The organism is Rania fehmarnensis, assembly GCF_056494185.1.
Window position 1 is genome coordinate 2940837 of record NZ_CM151398.1, and the last position, 20673, is coordinate 2961509.

Annotated in this window: 9 protein-coding genes; 5 read left to right on the top strand and 4 right to left on the bottom strand. The window is 55.6% G+C overall.

The features are described 5' to 3' along the window. Positions 1-67 precede the first annotated feature (67 nt). Positions 68-1975 carry a dockerin type I domain-containing protein gene (locus SH573x_RS09915; RefSeq protein ID WP_479354619.1) on the bottom strand — a complete coding sequence of 636 codons (1908 nt, stop codon included), beginning with the start codon at positions 1973-1975 and terminating at the stop codon, positions 68-70. Between the two features lie 654 nt (positions 1976-2629). Here SH573x_RS09915 and SH573x_RS09920 point away from each other — a divergent pair. The 5 genes from SH573x_RS09920 to SH573x_RS09940 all read left to right on the top strand — a co-directional run bounded on the left by SH573x_RS09920 (position 2630) and on the right by SH573x_RS09940 (position 14809). Then, entirely contained in the window at positions 2630-4222 is a 1593-nt protein-coding gene (locus tag SH573x_RS09920) for an efflux RND transporter periplasmic adaptor subunit (RefSeq protein ID WP_479354621.1), read from the top strand. Between the two features lie 91 nt (positions 4223-4313). Next, on the top strand, positions 4314-5585 hold the full coding sequence (locus SH573x_RS09925; protein ID WP_479356687.1) for an ABC transporter permease: 1272 nt from the start codon (positions 4314-4316) through the stop codon (positions 5583-5585). A 1495-nt stretch (positions 5586-7080) separates the two neighbouring features. Continuing rightward, complete coding sequence (locus SH573x_RS09930) at positions 7081-10878, top strand: PSD1 and planctomycete cytochrome C domain-containing protein (RefSeq protein ID WP_479354623.1); 3798 nt, start codon at positions 7081-7083, stop codon at positions 10876-10878. A 92-nt stretch (positions 10879-10970) separates the two neighbouring features. Beyond that, the gene (locus SH573x_RS09935; RefSeq protein WP_479354625.1) at positions 10971-12377 is read left to right on the top strand and encodes a DUF1501 domain-containing protein; all 1407 of its coding nucleotides are present in this window, start codon (positions 10971-10973) and stop codon (positions 12375-12377) included. A 110-nt stretch (positions 12378-12487) separates the two neighbouring features. Then, positions 12488-14809, top strand: a complete 2322-nt coding sequence (locus tag SH573x_RS09940) for a serine/threonine protein kinase (protein ID WP_479354627.1) — start codon at positions 12488-12490, stop codon at positions 14807-14809. Between the two features lie 168 nt (positions 14810-14977). Here SH573x_RS09940 and SH573x_RS09945 read toward each other — a convergent pair whose 3' ends face one another. The 3 genes from SH573x_RS09945 to SH573x_RS09955 form a co-directional block, all read right to left on the bottom strand. Beyond that, positions 14978-16411 carry a DUF1501 domain-containing protein gene (locus tag SH573x_RS09945; protein ID WP_479356688.1) on the bottom strand — a complete coding sequence of 478 codons (1434 nt, stop codon included), beginning with the start codon at positions 16409-16411 and terminating at the stop codon, positions 14978-14980. Positions 16412-16415: 4 nt separating this feature from the next. Then, positions 16416-19121: a PSD1 and planctomycete cytochrome C domain-containing protein gene (locus SH573x_RS09950; RefSeq protein WP_479354629.1), complete on the bottom strand. Its 2706-nt coding sequence runs from the start codon at positions 19119-19121 to the stop codon at positions 16416-16418. A 604-nt stretch (positions 19122-19725) separates the two neighbouring features. Then, positions 19726-20061, bottom strand: coding sequence for a hypothetical protein (locus SH573x_RS09955; RefSeq protein WP_479354630.1), 336 nt, complete (start codon positions 20059-20061; stop codon positions 19726-19728). Between the last annotated feature and the right edge of the window lie 612 nt (positions 20062-20673).

A 20673-nucleotide genomic window follows, 5' to 3' on the forward strand; every position in this document is an offset into this window, starting at 1 on the left:
GGTTGAGTAAGGGCCCTAGCATAGTGACTGGCGCCGGTTTCGTAAAGTTCGGTCACGCCATAGGCGACTATTTAACGTGCGAAGATTCCCACTTTCGACGCCGCAAGTGCTCGAAATCCGCGGCGGATAGCTCGGCCAGGGCTCGATCAATTTCTTCGGCATGCGTCTCGCCTTCGCCACCACCACTGCCGGCTGTGTTCAATTGGTTGATTACTAGCAGGGCATCCAGCGGTTCTAAAGTCCCATTTCCGTTGACGTCTACAAATCCAAATAAGTTGCCCAACTGTGCAGCAGATGTGGGCAGGCCACTGCCGCTGCGGCTATTGATTTGGTTGATCACCAACAACGCATCGATGGCCGTTGTCGACCCGTCGCCACTAACGTCGTTCGGTCGAGCCACATTCTGAAAGGGTCGACTAACGGTAAAGTTGACGACCATCACTTCGACGGTGGTTGGTTCAGAACTGATACCCTGAGCGTCGGTGAGTACGTACTTGAAGCGGTCCACGCCCGAATAACCTTGCAGCGGCGTGTAACTGATCATCGGCCTGCCGCCACTGGTCACGACTTGGGTCGCGCCAAAAGAACTGGTAACCACACTAAGACGACTGGACGCCAGATCACCATCGGGATCGGTATCGTTGGCCAGAACATTTAGCAAGCTGGCGGTGGTCGTGGTGCTCAACGAGAACACATCGGCGCGGACGTTGGGCCCTTGAGCGGCAGGGACGTCGACGCTCAGCGTGTAAGGACCGCCGGTTCCACCTGCGGCCGATTCCACTACGACATAATAAGTTCGCCCACTGGTGATGCTGGCTGCGATCGATTCGCGGTCGCTGGTTGTGGCACTGCGAACCAAGGTTGCACCGGCAGAATCCAGCAACCTCAAATTGAGATCGCCGGCCGCATGGCTAAAGGTCAAATCAATTTTGGCTTGGCCAGTGGTCGTCGCCAACAGCTTGAAGTAGTCGATATCGCCGTTGTGAATCGTGCCATTGCTGAGGTTCTGATCGTTGCCACTGAGCGCCGTGGCAGTGGCCAAGGTATTGTTACTCTCGCGAGCATCAGGCGGTACCGCGGCCGGATCATAGATAAAGTTCAACCATACATTCTGTGTTCCCAGCACCACGTTGGTCTTGGTGATCGGAAACCGCAGGCCGCCACCACTGACTGTGGCCGTGTACGTACCCGCAGGAATCTTGGCGTTGTAGCCACCGGCAGTCATGCTCTGAACAGTAAAAGTACCTGGCGTGCCCACAAACTGAATCTGCACACCGCTCTTGCCTTCGCCCGCATCGTACCAACCGCTGGCATTAGAATCCTGGAAAACGGCACCGGTGATCATGGGTGCCGTTACTCCCAAGCGAATGAGCTCTTGAGTATTGATCAGCGGACCGATTACGCCCGGTTCGTAGGGTACAGCTGCAAAAGCCATCCCCGCAGATTTCAAAGTCGGATCGATCAAGTTATCGCGGTGGTCGCGGTCTTGCAGTCCGCCCGGACCACTGCCCCAGTCGATAACATACGCTGCATGTGATTGAACCGGCGAGGTGGCACCGATGTAGAGATTCTCGCGAGCCGATGCGCCGCCGCTGACATCAAAACCATAACGACTGAAACGCTGTTGCAGAGTGCCGTCGAGAGAATGGGAAGAGCGTTTAGCAGCCGCCAGGAATGGCAGATAATCTTGAGCCATGCTTTGGGCCAGTTCGTCCCAGCCCAGCGGAGGCGCCGGATTAAGGACCGCCAATTCAGCTTGAACGATTGATACATTCGTATTGAAGAAAGTCAACGCTTCGTTAACCTTGGCATCAAACGCGCGACGCGGCGAAACCGTGGCAATCAATCGTGAAAATTCACCCCGCGGGTCGGCGCGAAAGCGATTGGCCAACTGCATGAGCTCTTGCTCAGAGGCCGACGGATTCAGCGCCATCAAGCGCCGAACCTCTAGCGCTTCGCAGTGCAGACTGCGCACGCGCTTGGACTTCCTATAGTTCTTCCGCAAGGGACGCACCGTTAAGAAGAGTTGCTTGAACGAATGCCGGACGTGGCAACATGAGGTGCGTCGTAGAGGCTTGAGATTTTAGACGATTCGCAAGCCCATGGCTAGATTAGGCAGGGCCGTTAAACCTTGCGGATACTTGAGGTTGGAGTGAATGGCGTAAAAACGCCAGGTGCAGAGGGATGAGGGGGACGGCGGGAAAGAAACGCTTGACGCGTTCCGCTACGTTGGCACGAAACGCTTGACGCGTTCCGCTACTTTGGCTCAACAGGACGAAACGCTTGACGCGTTCCGCTACGGGGACCCGCGTTGATTTCTGGGCGTGAATCAATTACCGTAAGGGGCTTGGCTTGGAAGAGGGCGGCTGGAGTAGTTGGCCTAACCGCTCAGGTCCCCGCCTATTGACCAGCTCATGCACCACAATTTGGCTGTTGAGCCCCGGATGTGCTTGATGCATCCGGCAACGCTGGCCGAGTAAAAGTAGTGTATGCCCACCGTTTTATCCCACCTTAAGTTCGTGCCTCCCTACGCCCAAAACGTGCGAGTTCTGTGCCTGATAGCCTACGGCAAATAGCAGGTCAGGACGACTTCGTAGAGTTGCCGGCGGCTATCCGACAAAGTAAGCCTATGTCCAGTGTAAGCCTTCCTGCTAGTCCTGCCCGACGGTGGACTCCGGCTAGCTTGCCCGGGAGCAGAGCCCTGTGGGTCAGTTGCGCTCTCCTGGCCGCCATTGGGATCGGAATCGTTAGCCTTTCTAGCTCGACCAGTAGCACCGCCAATCTAATTGGGCTGGCCGTATGGCAGCCGGTGGATCGTTCCGATTTGGAAGTGGTGGTGCTCGAGCGAGGTTCGCTGGAGAGCCAATCGAGCGTGGAATTGATTTGCGAAGTGGAAGATGTTCGCAAAGACAATATTAATGGCACGACCATTCTGTGGATGATTCCCAACGGTGCTTCGGTCAAGAAAGGCGACTTGGTCGTCGAACTGGATTCGAATCCCATGCAAGAAGCTCTCGATGAACAAGTCCTGTACACCGAGAACGCCTTGGCCGAGAAAATTCAAGCCGAAGCCAACCTTAAAAATCAGCTCACCATGAATGCTACGGCGCAGGCCGAAGCCGAGTTGCTGATCAAGCTGGCGGAACTTGAACTGGAGATGTATTCCGATAGCAAGAATGGTACGCACAAACTGCTGATCGATGCCAACAAGCGTCGTATCGATGATGTTAACAACGAGATTTTAGCGGCGCAGGCCACGATGGAATTGCGCCGCGAAGAGCAGCGCGGTATTCAATCGCTCTTCAAACTCGGGTACGCCAACCGGAACGAAGTCAGGCGTATTGAGCTGACTTATCTGCAAGCCGAACAGCAGTTCTCTGCCAAGTTGAACCAACTGCAAACAGAACTCTCGACACTCAAGAAGACGCAAGTCTACGATCAACGCAAGGAACTGCTGGCGCTGGAAGGCAAACTGGCCACTGCCAAACGCGGGCTGGAACAGGTGCTACGTAACAATGAAGCCCGGTTGGCTCAGATGCAAGCCTTGATGCGGGCTAAAGAAGAATCGTTCAAAAAGGAAGATGAACGTCTGACGCGCTACAAGGCGCAGTTGCAGAAGTGCAAGATCTACGCTCCCGAGTCGGGCCTGGTTGCGTATCCCAATAACAAACAAATGGAAGTACGCGAAGGCGTGCCGGTTATCTTTCGCCAGAAACTGCTGTCCATTCCCAATCTGGATCAAATGCAAGTCGAGACACGCATTCATGAATCTGCTTTGGATCGCGTGCACTCTGGTCAAAAAGTACGTGTGACCGTCGATGCATTTCCACAGAGTAGTTATGCAGGCACCGTAAAGTCAGTGGCGGTTCTGCCAGAACAAAATAGTTGGTCAGGCAATGATACCAAGGTCTACCAGACCTTTATCACGATCGATGAAAAGGTGGGAGGACTCAAGCCTGGGATGACCGCGGTCTCCGAGATCCTGGTTGATTCGCTGCCTGACGTAGTGAACGTGCCCCTGCACGCCGTGGTCGAGCGAGATGATCAAACCTATGTAGTTGTGAAAGATGACCACGATCAATTGACGCCGCGGGCTGTTGAACTAGGACAGGCCAGCGATACGCGAGTATCGATCAAGAGCGGTCTCAGCGAAGGCGAACTGATCGCCATCAACGCGCAGGATCTGATTGAACCGCTATTGGGTGATTCGCCCTCCAGCTGAGAAGATTTATCCAAGCACGTGTTCGTTCTGGTCTTAAGTTGCCCTGACGCGAAGAGTGCCCTAATCCCGAATTGGACGGGTCGACGTGCTTATGTTCTTGGCCACGTTTAATCTCGCAGTTCGCAACTTGATGTTGCACAAGCTGCGCAGCTTTCTAACTTTGCTGGGAACCATTTTGGGTGTAGCATCGGTCATCGCTATGGTTTCGATCGGCGAAGGCTCCAAACAAGAAGCGCTGGAGCAGATTCGTCGTTTGGGTGCGGCCAACGTGATCGTGCGCAGTATCAAACCGCAACCGACCGAAGATGTCAGCTCCACTAGCTCCACAGTTGTCTTGGCCTACGGTCTGACCTTTCAGGATCTGCGACAACTGCAAGATCTAAAACTGCCCAGCGCGGTCATCGTACCAGCAGTTATTCATAAAAAGAACTTGCAGCACGGCCGCGCGCATGTCCGTTCAGCACGCGTCGTCGCTACCACCGAAAAGTTGCCCGATGTTAAGGAGCTGGCTATCAAAGGCCGCTTCTTTAACTCGGCCGACATGTCTGCCGCTGCCAATGTGGCGGTGATCGGCAACAAGATTGCTGGCGAGGTGTTTGGATTCGAAAATCCGATCGGCCAATCGTTGCTTGTAGGCGATGATGCCTACCGTATCATCGGGGTGATTGGTCATCGCGATAGTGGATCCGCTAAAGCGCTTAGCGAAGATACGACCGATGATAATAGCACGATCTATGTACCGCTAAGCTCGGCTCAGTCGCGTATGGGGATCGTGCAGCGATTAGTCGAGACTGGTTCGAGACAATTCGTGCGCATTGAGTTGAGCGAGATCACGCTGGAACTGCCTGAACAAACGCAGGTGCGACCGACCGCAGCGGTCGTTCGCAACGTCTTGGCGCGAACACATGGTTCCAAAAAAGACTACGAAGTCCAAGTGCCGTTGGAGTTACTTAACCAGGCCGAGCGTGAGAAGCGACTGTGGAATCTGGTGCTGGGGTCGATCGCCGGTATCTCTTTGCTGGTCGGCGGGATTGGCATTATGAACATCATGTTGGCCACTGTCACCGAACGCACGCGCGAGATTGGTATTCGGCGCGCCATTGGGGCCAAGCGCCGACATATCGTTATGCAGTTTCTGATGGAGACTACGGTGCTCAGCACCAGCGGCGGATTGTTAGGTGTCGTGCTGGGCGTTGCCTTGCCGCTGATGTTCACCTTCTTCTTGGGTATTCATACGTCGACCAGCCTCGTTTCGATCGTTATCGCTTTTAGCATTTCGGTAGCCACCGGCATCATCTTCGGAGTCTACCCCGCGTACAAAGCCGCGCGCATGAACCCCATCGAAGCCCTGCGCCACCAGTAACTCGTTTAACCCGTAGCCGTCAGGCGAGGCGCACCCTCTAACTAAGCCTGCGTTTACCTGAGCGTCAGCTTGCTTAATTCAATCAGTTGGCAGTGAGAAACGACTCCTTCGTTTGCCTCGCCTTCGGCTGCGGGTTAAACGAGGTAGCCGCCAGGTGAGGCGCACCCGGCGCACCCTCTAACTAAGCCTGCGTTTACCTGAGCGTCAGCTTGCTTAATTCAATCAGTTGGCAGTGAGAAACGACTCCTTCGTTTGCCTCGCCTTCGGCGTAACTCGTTTAACCCGTAGCCGCCAGGCGAGGCGCACCCTCTAACCAATTCTGCATCTACCTGAGCGTCTGGTGGCTTAAAGCGGTCACTTGGTTGTGAATGTGAACTTCTTCGTTTGCCTCGCCTTCGGCTACGGGTTAAACGAGCGTCAGCTTGCTTAATTCAATCAGTTGGCAGTGAGAAACGACTCCTTCGTTTGCCTCGCCTTCGGCTACGGGTTAAACGAGGTAGCCGCCAGGTGAGGCGCACCCGGCGCACCCTCTAACTAAGCCTGCGTTTACCTGAGCGTCTGCTTGCTTAATTCAATCAGTTGGCAGTGAGAAACGACTCCTTCGTTTGCCTCGCCTTCGGCTGCGGGTTAAACGAGGTAGCCGTCAGGCGAGGCGCACCCGGCGCACCCTCTAACTAAGCCTGCGTTTACCTGAGCGTCTGCTTGCTTAATTCAATCAGTTGGCAGTGAGAAACGACTCCTTCGTTTGCCTCGCCTTCGGCTGCGGGTTAAACGAGGTAGCCGTCAGGCGAGGCGCACCCGGCGCACCCTCTAACTAAGCCTGCGTTTACCTGAGCGTCAGCTTGCTTAATTCAATCAGTTGGCAGTGAGAAACGACTCCTTCGTTTGCCTCGCCTTCGGCTGCGGGTTAAACGAGGTAGCCGCCAGGTGAGGCGCACCCGGCGCACCCTCTAACTAAGCCTGCGTTTACCTGAGCGTCTGCTTGCTTAATTCAATCAGTTGGCAGTGAGAAACGACTCCTTCGTTTGCCTCGCCTTCGGCTGCGGGTTAAACGAGGTAGCCGCCAGGTGAGGCGCACCCGGCGCACCCTCTAACTAAGCCTGCGTTTACCTGAGCGTCAGCTTGCTTAATTCAATCAGTTGGCAGTGAGAAACGACTCCTTCGTTTGCCTCGCCTTCGGCGTAACTCGTTTAACCCGTAGCCGCCAGGCGAGGCGCACCCTCTAACCAATTCTGCATCTACCTGAGCGTCTGGTGGCTTAAAGCGGTCACTTGGTTGTGAATGTGAACTTCTTCGTTTGCCTCGCCTTCGGCTGCGGGTTAAACGAGGTAGCCGGTGGCTTAAAGCGGTCACTTGGTTGTGGACGTGAACTCCTTCGATTGCCTCGCCTTTGGCTACGGGTTAAACGATGTGGCCGCTAGTTTTCGGTTATAATGGTGGGTACTGCTATCTATTACTCCCGCCTACAAAACCCACCGTCAAGACGGGCCCGCCTATGAATACTTCCTTATTAACTCGATCGTTAGTGTTGGTGTGGATGGTGCTTGGGGGGCTGAGCTGGGCGGCTGAGTCGGAGGATGAAGAACTGTTCGAGAACAGTATTCGTCCGGTATTGAGCGAAACCTGTTTTCGCTGCCATGGCGACAGTCGAGCTAAGATCGCCGGTGGTCTGCGAGTCGATTCACGTGATGCTCTGATTGCAGGCGGTGATTCGGGCAGCGCGATCGATTTGGACAAACCGGGCGAGAGTCTGCTCATGCGGGCCCTGCGGCGCGAAGCAGATATTTCACCGATGCCGCCTGAAAAAGAGCGGGCTTTGCGCGGTGATCAAATTGCTGCGTTTGAAAAATGGATCGCTGCCGGAGCGCCTTGGCCCAAGGCGACCAAGCGATTTGCGGCTCGCGAGCACTGGGCCTTTGCTCCGCTGAACTCTGCTGTCAGTGACGGCGCGCGGCTCGCTTCGATCGATGACTATATCGAAGCCGCGCAGGCCAAGCTGGGCTTGGCAATGCACCCGCCAGCAGATAAACGCACGCTGATTCGTCGGGCTACTTACGATCTAATTGGTTTGCCACCTAGCGCCGCGGAGATTGAACAGTTCGAACAAGATACGGCGCCCGATGCCTATGCGCGGTTGATCGATCGTTTGCTCGAGTCACCACACTACGGCGAAAAATGGGGCCGACATTGGCTGGATGTGGTGCGTTATGCAGATACCGCGGGCGAGACAGCCGATTATCCGGTGCCCACAGCGTGGCGTTATCGCAACTATGTTATCGATGCATTCAATCGCGACATGCCCTATGATCAATTCTTGCGCGAGCAGATTGCGGGCGACATCCTGGCGCAAGCTACCGACGATCCTCAGCGGTATGCCCAGCAAGTTGTGGCCACCGGATTTCTCGCGATCTCGCGCCGCTTTGGATTCGATTCAGAGAACTATCACCACCTGACGATTCAAGATACGATCGATACGCTGGGCCAATCGGTCCTTGGTCTGTCGGTGGGTTGTGCTCGTTGCCACGATCACAAATACGATGCTATATCGATGCAAGACTATTACGGGCTGTATGGCATTTTCGATAGTAGTCGTTACGCCTTTCCTGGTTCGGAACAAAAGCAAAAGGTCCGCTGCTTGATGCCGTTGGTGCCAGCCAAAACGGCTGCCGCCCAGTGGCGAACCTTTGATGCCGAAGTGAACCAATCGCGACGACTTTTGGAAAGCAACCGGCAACCGGTGCCCACCGCAGTCTTGCGTTCGCTGTCGGATATGGATGGCGATTTCGAACTACAGGCGCCCGCAGCTGGTGGCAGCAATGGGGTCTTGGTTCCACCGTGGGCTTACTCCGGAACAGTGTCTGTGACCAACGCGGCACAGAGTCCTTTCACCAATTACTATGCGCCTGGCAAAAACGGTATCAACATTCCGGCCGGCACCGAGGCTGACTACTACAAAGTCGAGCAAGCGGTATATCCCAAACGCACGCCGACCAATTGTACTGAGCTGTACATAAACTTTGATTTTCGTCTGACCGATTCCGATGCCAAATCAAACTCCAGCCACAGGCTTTGGCTGGGCGACGATGCGAATCATCCAGCACTGTCGATCGAACTATCACGTGAACAAATCGCGTTGCGGATTGGCGAGAAGGTGCATGCACTAGGTGCGACAGTCGCAGGTCAATGGACCAGCGTGCAGCTCGCGCTCGACTTGTCCAAGCAAGAAGTAACTGCGAAGGTCGGAACGCCCGAACAAAACCAGATGACGACTGCGTCTTGGACGGTTTCGCCATGGGCGATTGACTATCTAGCGATTCAAGCCGCGCGAGACGATAAGACGCCTGGTGGCTGGCCTGCGATTGAGATCGACAATATTGGGATCAGTGATCAGCCGCTGCGACCGGTCAGCACGCAGCCGCCCACGCCCAGTAATCCGCAACTCGTGGAACAGCTGGCTCGCCAGGCGGTAATTGAAAAAGAGCTGAACGAACTGGTCGGTCTGGATGCAGATTTTGAACTGCAGACTGTCGATACACCGCCATCCTCACCGTGGGGTCAAGGTCCCAACAGTGTGGTCAAGATATTGACGCGAGCGCAAAGTCCGTGCCAAGAATATTTTCCGCTCGGCGAGTTGGGAGTTCACATGCCTAACCGAGCCCAATACGATGGCTTTGGCATCCAACTGCCGATGAATTGGAAGGCTGATACGACTGGGATCGTTCATAGCAGCTTCGATTTTCGCGCCTCAGACGCTTCTCAGGGAGGCGACGGTTCATGGCGCTATTACCTAGGGCATGGACCGGGAAATTCAGCAGCCGTTGAATTGTTCTTCAATGCTCAGCAGCTGTATGCCCGCAGCGCCGATGAACGACCCAGCGTGGCCAAACTGGCCGTGGGCACGTGGTATCAAGTTCAATTGGCTCTAAATTTGCGCGAGAAAAAATATAGTGGACTCGTGCGCTCGATCGATGGAAATGAAACTACCCAAACCGAATTTACTGGAGCGTTTGCGACGGGCTGGGATGGGAATATCGATTACTCGTTTATCGATAGCTACGGACATATCGGCGGTGTGCGGCCCGCGCTGGACGTCGACAACTATGCGCTCAGCGATAAAGCCTTCGAGCGCATCGACACAGCCACTACTGGAGTCGACCAGCAGCTGGCCAATCGACGGCAGCGCGTTCAACAACTCAAGCAGTTGGTGATGGACAACCACAGGTTGCTGAAAGAGGAATCCGAGCGATTGAATCAGCTCTTGATCGATGGCCCCTATGAAATGGCGTACGCTGTGGCCGAAGGTACACCACATAATGTAGCCATGCAGTTGCGGGGCGAGCCTGGCATGCCGGGCGACGTTGTTCCACGCAGCTTTGTTCGCGTATTGGGTGGCTCACTATCGCCGGAAATTGAAGGCAGCGGGCGCCTGGAATTGGCGAACTGGTTGACTAGCAACACACGCCATGTGACTGCTCGCGTGATGGTCAATCGGATTTGGCAATATCATTTTGGTCGGGGGCTGGTGGCCACGCCCAACGATTTCGGTGTCCGCGGTTCGGCACCCTCGCATCCGCAGTTGCTGGATTACCTGGCCGAGCACTTCATTGAATCGGGTTGGTCGATCAAGGCCATGCATCGCCTCCTGATGCTCAGTCGCAATTATCAGCAGTCAGCGGCCGACAATCAAGTCGGCGATAGCGCCCCACCGCCCGAACTGCTGGTTGGCTTTGCACGACGACGCTTGAGCGCAGAAGAGATTCGCGATGCTATTCTGTGCATCAGTGGTTTACTCGATCGTCAAATAGGTCGTGACCACGCATTTCCCGCGCCCATCAATTGGGGCTATACACAGCATGGTCCCTTCGCAGCTGTTTATGATCATAGACAGCGGAGTATCTACTTGATGACCCAGCGCTTGAAACGTCATCCGTTCTTGGCGCTATTCGATGGTGCTGACCCCAATGCGTCCACGGCGATTCGATCGGGCAGTACCGTTCCGACTCAAGCTCTATACTTCTTGAATGATCCGTTTGTGCATCAAGCTTCCGCGGCTTGGGCAGAAGATATTGAATCGCAAGCTTCTGAAACGTTGCGGATCCAAGCAGCTTACCAGTCGGCCGTGGCGCGCTTACCCACGCCCGATGAAATCCAAGCTGCACAAGAGTTTTTGAAAGCGTATCGAGAAGAGTTGATCGCTACTGGGACTAGTGAAGTGCAGGCTGCCCAAAAGCTAGCGCTAGCCGCCTGGTTGCGTGCACTGATCGGTAGCAATGAATTCCTGCATATTGACTAGTAGCCACCGTCGCCAGACGGTGGACTTTCCTGGCTACGACATCCACCGCTTGGCAGCGGTGGCTACCTAACACCAAATGAGGATAGATCCTGATGTGTGATCGCAAAAGCCAATCATCGCGACGGCAGATGTTACGCTCTATGGTGGGTGGGTCGTTGCTTATGCCCGGCATCCTCTCGCAACTGATGGCCGAAGAGAGCAGCACCTCGAGCGATCCGCTGGCCCCCAAGCCAACACACTTTGCACCTAAGGCCAAGAACGTCATCTTTTTGTTCATGAGTGGTGGTGTTTCGCATGTCGATTCTTGGGACTACAAGCCGAAGTTGTTCGCTGATGCAGGTAAAACGATTCCGGTCAGCGAGTTTCAAGGTCGCAAGGGGCAGTTCAATATGTTCCTCAAGCGGCCGCAATGGGAGTTCGCTCCGCATGGCCAGTGCGGCACCCAGGTCAGTACGCTCTTTCCGCATATGGCTGAGTGCGTGGATGACCTGTGCGTGATTCGATCGATGAAGTCGGATCATACGAACCATTACGAAGCGACCCTGGGTATTCATACCGGTTCGTTCACCTTTGCGCGTCCGAGTATCGGTGCTTGGATGAGCTATGGCCTAGGGACTGAAAATCGGAATTTGCCATCGTTCGTCGTGATCGCACCGCAGACACCTTATGCAGGTAGTCAAGTTTGGGGAAGCGATTTCTTGCCTGGTGCGCATCAGGGCACACTAGTATTGCCAGGAGCCGAGCCGGTGGCCAATATCTTGCCGCGCGTGACCAAGGGCAAGTTGCAAGAGCTGGAGCTGGCTGCGATGGCCAATATGAATCGTCGTCATCAAGCCAGTCGACCCACTGATCCTCAATTAGCCGCGCGCATTCGCTCGTTCGAAACAGCCTTTGGGATGCAGAGCGAAATGCCACAAGTCTTCGATTTATCGAAAGAAGACGATCAAACGTTGAGCATGTATGGACTGGAGCGCGGCAGCACGCGTGGGTTTGCCTGGCAATGCCTGGTGGCTCGGCGACTGATTGAACGTGGGGTCAGGTTTGTGGAGTTGATCGATGTCGGTTCTTCCAACAACTGGGATGCGCATGGCGACATGAAGACGCATGCTCCGCTGGCCCAGAACATCGATCAACCGATTGCCGGCCTGATCAAGGATCTGAAACGGCGAGGCATGTTGGACGATACACTGGTCGTATGGACAACGGAATTTGGTCGCACGCCCTTTAACGCTGCGGCCGACGCAGCCGGTCGCGAACATCACCACTGGGTGTATTCATCCTGGCTGGCAGGTGGCGGCGCCAAGGCTGGGCATGTGCACGGGCAGTCGGACGAATACGGCATCGATGTGGCGGAAGATGAGGTCCATGTTCACGATTTCCAAGCCACGATATTGCACTTGATGGGGCTGGACCACACGCGCCTGACCTACCGCCACAGCGGCCGGGACTATCGCCTGACCGACGTGGCAGGCCGGGTAATTGGCGGTATCCTGGCCTGAAAATCTCGAATCCCAAACTTTCAAATCTCTGACGGGAATTGGTTGCCAAGAGTATAATTGAGCGAGCGAATAGCAGACGGAATACGTTTTTACTCAACGGGATCAAGTAGATGTCAACCAAAGACGATGACGCGCTGGAACTGGCCGTCGAGTCGGCGTTGGCAGAGTATTTGATACGTTGCGATACGGGTACAGCGCCCGATCGCGAGCAATTCCTGGCAAAAAACCCGGCGATGCGCGAGCGTCTGGAAGCGCTATTGGAAGCGGCCGATTGGATTGAACACCTGGCCGGTCCCACCATCGGTTCCATCGGCGCAATCGGTTCTGGGGCAGCAGGTACTGGCTCGCAAGCCAGCGGTTCGCTGGCCACCGGCATGGTCCCCACCATGGATCGCCCCCTGGCTTTGATTTCGGACCCCAACGAAGACACGCAGCCCTTTGATGCCGCTGCCATCGCCCATGCCCAGAGTAATGCAGCTAGTGCAGCCAGTGATCCCAATGCATTGACGTTGCCGGTCAACTCCAAGTCGCAGGTGCCTAATTTCTCACTCGGTTCGATTACTCCTGCCCAAGAGCTGGCCAATCACGCGCTGCCTTGTCGTTTCGGGGAATACATCTTGGAGCGTGTGCTGGGCCGCGGCGGCATGGGAGTCGTCTACGCTGGCCGCCAGGTTCATCTGGAACGGGCGGTGGCCATCAAGATGATTCGTTCTGGCGCACTAGCCAGCAACGAAGAGGTACAGCGTTTCTACACCGAGGCGCGGAGCGCGGCTCGGTTGGACCACCCCAACATTGTAACGGTCTACCAGTGTGGCGAGCAGGATGGCCATCATTACTTTTCAATGGACCTCGTGGGTGGCACGGACTTGGCCAAGTTGATTCAGAATGGACCTATGGAAGGCCGCCGCGCGGCCCGCTACGTCCGCGACGTAGCCCGAGCCATCCAGTTCGCTCATGATCGTGGCATCTTGCATCGCGATTTGAAGCCGGCCAACGTGCTGGTTGACGAACTTGACCAGGTACATGTCACCGATTTCGGACTCGCAAAAAGTGTAGGTAACGATACCGGCTTGACCGCGACCGGTGCGGCTCTGGGCACTCCGAGTTACATGTCACCGGAACAGGCGGCTGGTCGAACTGACGAGCACGATTATCAAACCGACGTGTATTCGCTGGGTGCAGTATTGTTTGCGCTCGTCACTGGCAAGCCACCGTTTCAATCTTCATCGGTGGTTCAGACCATCATGCAAGTGCTGCACCGCCCTGCCCCATTGGCTCGGAGTGTGCTGGCGTCGGTGCCGGCCGATCTGGAAACGATCATCGCCAAGTGTTTGCACAAGAGCCCTGATCGACGTTATGCCAGTGCCCGCGAGCTGGCCGATGACCTGGAAAGGTATCTGCGCGAAGAACCAATTCAGGCGCGACCGTTATCGCCAATGCGACGAGCGATGTATTGGTCGATGGGTATTCCGATCGTAGGTGCTCTGATCGGAAAACGCGTCATCGAACCATCGCGTTCCCATACATGGACACAGCGTGGACTGTTGGCAGCCTTGTTGATGTTGTTTTTGTTCTTCGTATCGCGTCAGCCCTACGAATTTGAACCTTCGCAACGTATGCCGCGCACGATCCGCTTCGCAGCCGGTCAAGCCGGTGGCAGTTACGATTATGTCAGCCGCGTCATCTGCGGTGAATTGCAGAAGCTGCTCTCGCGGCCAGCGCAACCTGAGATCACCGAAGGCTCGCTAGAGAATCGTCAGCGTTTGATCGACCGGCAAGTCGACTTGGCCTTGCTGCAGGCCAGTACTCTCAAAAGCGATCAGATATCGGTCGTCGCGCCGCTCTATTACGAAGCGGTGCATGTCTTGGTGCGGACCAACCGCGGTATTGAAACCATCAATGATCTGAAGGCCCACAACATTATTGTTGGCCCTGAAGGCTCGGGCTCGCGCTCAGTGGCGCGGCGCATTCTTCAAAAGCATGGCATGGACCTGACCGATGTCACGGCGGTAAACACAGATTGGCTATCGATTGATCAGCAGGCGGAAGTGGAAGCTGCAGTGGTCGTAGTCCAAGTGGGCAACACGCGCATGCATGAGTTGCTCAGCAGCGGTCAATTTAAACTGCTGGCCTTGGATGATGCAGTGCAATTCTCGCTGGATGATCCTGCGTTTCGCTTGCTGCCGATCACGCCTGAGTATTATCCTAACGCTCAGTTACCGCCCGGTGGTATCAACAGTATTGCCACCACGGCTTACCTGACCACCCATGTCGATTGTCCTGATGAACTCGTGCAAAAGGCACTGCAAGCGATCTACACGCCCGAAGTTCAAGCTGCCTGCAAACTGCTCAGTCCCGAAAAGGTCGCCGATTGGGACGTCTACTGGCACCGCGCAGCCAAGCCGTTTTATGAGAAGTATCGCGAGCAGTAACCAGCTTCGTAGCCGAAGTCGCCAGACTTTGGATGAATCACCATTTGGTCTTCGTAGCCGAAGTCGCCAGACTTTGGATGCACTACCGTTGGTCTTCGTAGCCGAAGTCGCCAGACTTTGGATGCACTACCGTTGGTCCTTCCAATCTAACCTGGAGAACATTGGCGGCTAAGCCATAATCTCTTGGATCGCGACACCGTGATCGATGTCTAATCGCTTTCGAGTGGGCAACTCTAGCTTGCGCGAATCGAGTCCCATCAGATGCAGGATCGTGGCGTGGATGTCAGTCACGTAATGCCTGTTCTCCGTCGCATGGAAACCAATCTCATCGGTTGCACCATGCACCACGCCGCGTTTCAGTCCACCACCGGCCATCCAGACGGAGAAACCGAAGATGTGATGATCGCGACCATCGGTGCTCTGCGAACCAGGCGTGCGCCCGAACTCCGAGGCAAATACGACCAGCGTTTCATCCAGCAAGCCACGACGCTCCAGATCGATCAATAAGGCACCGATCGGTTGATCTACCGCTTGGGCCAAGCGCGAATGATTGGCTTTAAGGCCACTGTGCGCATCCCAAGCCCCGGCTCCGCCGCCACCATGTTGAATCTGAATAAACCGTACGCCTTGTTCAACGCAGCGTCGCGCGGCCAATAGCTGGCCGGCGAATTCACCACAGTGTGGCAAGTCCAATCCATATAGCTCACGGGTCTCGGCTGTCTCTTTGGAAAAGTCGAGCAGTTCCGGGATGGAACGTTGCATGCGAAAGGCGAGTTCATAGGCAGCGGTGCGGGCATCGATGGCCGTGTCATCGGGATAGGCTTGCTTGCGCAGGCCATTTAAGTCGCGAATCAGGTTGGCACCGATAGATTGCGCCGCAGCCGACATTTCTCGCTCTGGCGACCCGAAGTCGAGTGGGTTCTTGGGGTCGATTCGCAGCGGGACTGCATCGTGGGCTGGTCCGAGATAATGGCCATCGCGCTTGTTCCAATACTCGCGCGTGCCCATGGAGATGTACTGCGGCAAGTTATCGTTTAGTGATGCCAGGCCGTAATGCACCCAGGCGCCCAAGTTGGGAAAGTCACCGTCGTTCTGATGACGACCCGAATGGAATTGAGTTTGAGCGCCATGATTGCTATCGGTGGTCCACATTGAACGCACAATGGCTAGCTTGTCTACGTTTTTGGCGAGATGCGGAAACCAATCGCTGATCTCGATACCGCTTTCGCCATGCCGCTTGAAACCAACTTGCAAGGGATAGAGCGTGTTGCGTTGATTGCCATTTCCGTCGGGTACGACCAAACGTTCGATAGCCAGCTTTTTCGGGTCCTGGGTTTCGGCAAACGGCGTTTCGGCGATTGTCTTGCCCGCGTATTTGGTGAGCATTGGTTTGGGATCGAAGCTCTCCATGTGGCTAACGCCGCCATTCATAAACAGCCAGATAACGCTCTTGGCTTTCGGTGCAAAGTGCGGTTGGCCGTTGGGCGGTTGATAACCACCGGTGCTGGCCAGGCCGTCGCGCTGCAACATGGCCGATAGTGCCAGTGCGCCAAAGCCCATGGCGGATCGATTCAAGAGTGCTCTGCGGTTGATCGACATCATCATCTTATCTCATGGTGACAAAATCAGTATGGTTCAACAGAGCCCACACCAACATCGTGTAACTGGCTGCATCCGTCATGTTATCGTCGCGCCATTGACGCAGCGCGAGCTGGCAACGCTCGACCTCGGACGCTTGAGCTTCAATGCCCACCACGTAGGCAAAGGCCGATTTGATCAGCGCCTGGTCATCGACTGCTTCAGCCGCGGGTAAATGCGCGAGCAATTTCTTGGCAATTGGTTCCGCCGCATCCAAGATCAATTGACTATTGGTCAAAGCCAGAGCCTGCTGAGGCACAATGCTCTGTTCGCGGCGATAACAATCTTTCACTGCAGCTTCATCGAAGGTGGTCAGGAACAGATTGCGATCGTTGTTGGAATGGAAGAAATACAAGCTGCGCCTAGTGGAAGCGGCTTGCTCGTTGGGCATGATCGGCGGTCCACCTGCCGTCGTATCCAGCGTGCCTTTCAAAGCCAACACCGAGTCACGCACGACTTGGGACTCCATGCGTTGGGCTGTATGCCTCCAATGCCAAAGGTTATCTGGATCGCGAGCCAGGTTGTCGGTGCGGCCTACTGTCGATGAACTCATGCGATAGGCTTGCGAGTGAAGGATGACGCGATGCAGGTGCTTCATGCTCCAACCACTGTCCATCAATTCTGCGGCTAGCCAGTCGAGCAATTCTTGATTGGCCGGCGGCGGGCTTTTGCGCCCCAGATCAAAAACATTAGCTACCAGCGAAGTACCTGTGTGCCGCATCCAAATATGATTGGCCGCCACACGTGCGGTCAGGGGATTGCGGCGATCGGTTAGCCACTTGGCCAGAGCCGTGCGTCGTCCGCTGCTTTTGGGACCCAGCTCAACGGCCGGATCATCGACGCCTGAATTCAAGAAACGCGTGGCCGTCCATTTAGATCCGGCCAGAGGAACAAACTTTTCATCATCTTTGATTTCGGCAGCGCAAGCCGTTTCGGCTTGGGCAGCCGCTTCGCGGGCGGCCACCAGTTCCTTGTCAAGCGCTTCACGTTTATCGGCAGGTGCCTTGAGCAGGTTCAATTCGGCACTGACCAACTTATGTCGAGCCTTGGCCGATTCGAGTTTGCGCCCACCAGCAATGGCGGCGCGATTGGCTGCCCGGGCCGAATCCTCCAGTGGCTTTTTATCCACATCGGTAGGGGCGTCTGCCAATGCCCACTGGCTACGCATGGCAGCTAGACGCAATAGCATCGAAGTCTGCTCTTCGGTGGCGACAGCCAAGGCGGCTTGAGCTACGCGCACCGCGGCGGTGGCTTCAGCAAGCTGCGATGCTGGTTTGTCGGCAGCCACCTGGCTGGCCTGCTTGAGTTGATCCAGTGCTTGGGTGAAAGCCGTTTGCGCAAGGGCCAAGCGGGAATCGGCGGCCGCGATGAATGCAGCCTGCACGTAGCTTTGTCGTTCGACTTGCCAGGCAGCCGTCGGCAGTGCGATCGGTTCGATTTGCAGTTGGTCCAGCTCCAGGATTTCCGGCAAGCCCGGCGCGAGTGCGGTTGATTTGTCGGGTTGCGTTTCTTGCCCGCGCACGAAGAGGTAAGTCGGTGAGTCTTGCTGTGACTCATACACGCGTGGCAAGCCATCACGTGTCAAATCGGCCTGACCAGGTACCACATCCATGCGCACATGATACGGTTCGAAGAAGGCCCGCAGGCGATAGTAATCAACCTGCTCAATGGGATCGGTTTTGTGGTCGTGGCACTTCGCACAGTTCAGCGTCAACCCCAAGATGCCTTTGCCGATATGTTCGACGGTTTCATCCATCCACTGGTGACGATTGAAGAGAAAGTAATTACGCGCCAAGTAACCAGTGGCCCGCAATCGATCTTGATCGGTGGGAGCCAGTTCGTCACCGGCGATCATCAAGCGAATCATTTCGTCGTAGGGCAAATCGCTGTTGAGCGATTGGACGATCCAGTCGCGCCAATGCCAGATGTGCATTTGGCTATTGCGCAGTTGATCGCCTAGTCCCCACCAATCGCTGTAGCGCCAAATGTCCATCCAATGCCGCGCCCAACGCTCGCCGTGGCGAGGATCGTCTAACAGGCGATCGACCAAACGCTCGTACCATCCGTTTTCGGTATCGTTGGCCAATTGGTCGAGTTCGGACAGCGAGGGGGGGACGCCGATGACATCCAAGTAGAGACGCCGCACCAGTTCGATGCGCGGCGCTTCGACTTGCGGAGTTAATGCATGCTGCTCGAGTTTGGCGGCGATGAGTGCATCGATCGGACCGTTACCCCACTGCAATTGATGTGTAGGAATGGCAGGGCGCTGAATCGTCTGAAAAGACCAGTGCTGGCGCGGATCTTGTTCGGGTACCTCATCGGCTGGGGACTCAGCGCCAGCGTTGATCCAGTTGGCCAGGTGCGCGATCTGCTCGGCAGTGAGAGGTTCACCTTCCGGAGGCATACGCACGTCGGGATCCGTGCTGGAGATGCGCTCGATCAGGGAGCTGGCCGCCGAGTCGCCGACTTGGACAATCGATCCGTTGGAGCTGCCTTGCTTGATCAATAGGCCCGTGTCTAATCGCAATCCGGCTTCTTGCTTGAGAACACCATGACAAGCCAGGCACCGCGCCGATAGCAGCGGTTTAATATGCTGCTGGTAATCCACCGGTTCGGTCGCGTGGCCAGCGGTTCCGCCCGACCAAGCCGCAGCGGTAGTCAGTAGTGTCAGCATGCAAATCGATATCGGCCAGCGTATCGTGCTTGCAGGTCGAGCGGCAGGAGGCTGCACAAGTAAATCCTTTGCCGGAGGGAGAAATGAGGCGGGACCTCTATTATCTTTCAATCCACCACCCCTTGGCAACCCTCAGATTCAGTTATTTCCCACGCTCCGGCACCATCGATCTTGTCTCGGTGGACCGAAGACTGCTTGGCTAGGATCGCTGTTGGCCTCACGCTCCGGCACCGCCGAGCTTGTCTCGGTGGACCGATGACTGACTGGCTAGGGTCGCTATTGGCCACACGCTCCGGCACCGCCGAGCTTGTCTCGGTGGACCGATGACTGCTTGGCTAGGATCGCTGTTGGCCTCACGCTCCGGCACCACCGAACTTGTCTCGGTGGACCGATGACTGACTGGCTAGGGTCGCTATTGGCCACACGCTCCGGCACTACCGAGCTTGTCTCGGTGGGCCGATGACTGACTGGCTAGATCGCGATTGGCCTCACGCAAAGGCGCGAAGCTCGCAAAGGAAAGACCGAATGCTTGGCGCGAATTCGACGTTCGAAGAGCTTTACGACACGTTCACGTTTTCTTGCAGCCACTGCGGCACATGGCTCGTTACAACGGTTGGCCTCTGCTTGCATTCAACTGGAAGGCTCGTCGGATTCCGGGCTCGGAAAGCAAGCGGAGAGCCCAAGCTCCAAAAGGAATACCGATAATAACGAAAGGCGAAACCATAGGAACACATGCGAGTACAGCAGCCAACCGCCCCAAACTGTGCGACTCAAGAAAGCCCATCTTTGCCGCGCCTACAGCGATAAAGACATGTGCAACAAACTGGCCAAGTACGATGAACAGCGGCAGCATTTCAGCGACAGATGCTGACCCGCCAATCAGATCAACTATGCCGCACACCAAAATGATTGAAGAAAATACCGAATGCGTCGAGGCCATAACAATAAGGGCTGTAGCAGGCCGCGCAAGTCGCGCCTTAGCGTCAACGAGGTGATCGTCGTCCTGTGTTTCCCTTTCGATCGGAGGTGCATACGGATTTGCGTCGATCAGCAGTCATCCCTTTAACGGCAAACGCCACCCTCGAATGGTTCAACAAGTCCTAGGAGGCCGCGCTCAAGCGCCGCGCCGCAATCCGGATAATGTGCGTTCTATTCGATGAAAGGGCTTCCGTCAACAATTCGATCGGGCACTCGACTAGTCGAAGAACGTCAGCCATCATCGCGCCCCCCATCGCCAAATCAACGTCTGCGCGACCCAGTTCGTATAATCGCCAGCAAAGGTCTTTTGGCAACGGTCGATTAACAGCAACAAATTTCTGGAACGCGGCGTACCGCAAATGCTCGGGGTTGTTGTCGTCCGGGTCTCGCTGACCAACAAGACTCCTGATCAACTCTTCATTCACAATAGAGAGTTCAAACCACTGCCTCGTGAACTCACCCACATTCCGCTGAGAGTCATTTGCCATAGTGAACCAGTGCAACCAGGTTGGAAAGTCCGGGCGGTAACAGAACGGATAGTAGAAATCGGGATTATCGATGAGCGGACGCCATC

Coding starts and splice junctions, on each gene's coding strand:
- SH573x_RS09920 (WP_479354621.1), top strand. CDS start 2,630: ATGTCCAGTGTAAGCCTTCCTGCTAGTCCTGCCCGACGGTGGACTCCG.
- SH573x_RS09925 (WP_479356687.1), top strand. CDS start 4,314: ATGTTCTTGGCCACGTTTAATCTCGCAGTTCGCAACTTGATGTTGCAC.
- SH573x_RS09930 (WP_479354623.1), top strand. CDS start 7,081: ATGAATACTTCCTTATTAACTCGATCGTTAGTGTTGGTGTGGATGGTG.
- SH573x_RS09935 (WP_479354625.1), top strand. CDS start 10,971: ATGTGTGATCGCAAAAGCCAATCATCGCGACGGCAGATGTTACGCTCT.
- SH573x_RS09940 (WP_479354627.1), top strand. CDS start 12,488: ATGTCAACCAAAGACGATGACGCGCTGGAACTGGCCGTCGAGTCGGCG.
- SH573x_RS09945 (WP_479356688.1), bottom strand. CDS start 16,411: ATGATGTCGATCAACCGCAGAGCACTCTTGAATCGATCCGCCATGGGC.
- SH573x_RS09950 (WP_479354629.1), bottom strand. CDS start 19,121: ATGCTGACACTACTGACTACCGCTGCGGCTTGGTCGGGCGGAACCGCT.
- SH573x_RS09955 (WP_479354630.1), bottom strand. CDS start 20,061: ATGGCCTCGACGCATTCGGTATTTTCTTCAATCATTTTGGTGTGCGGC.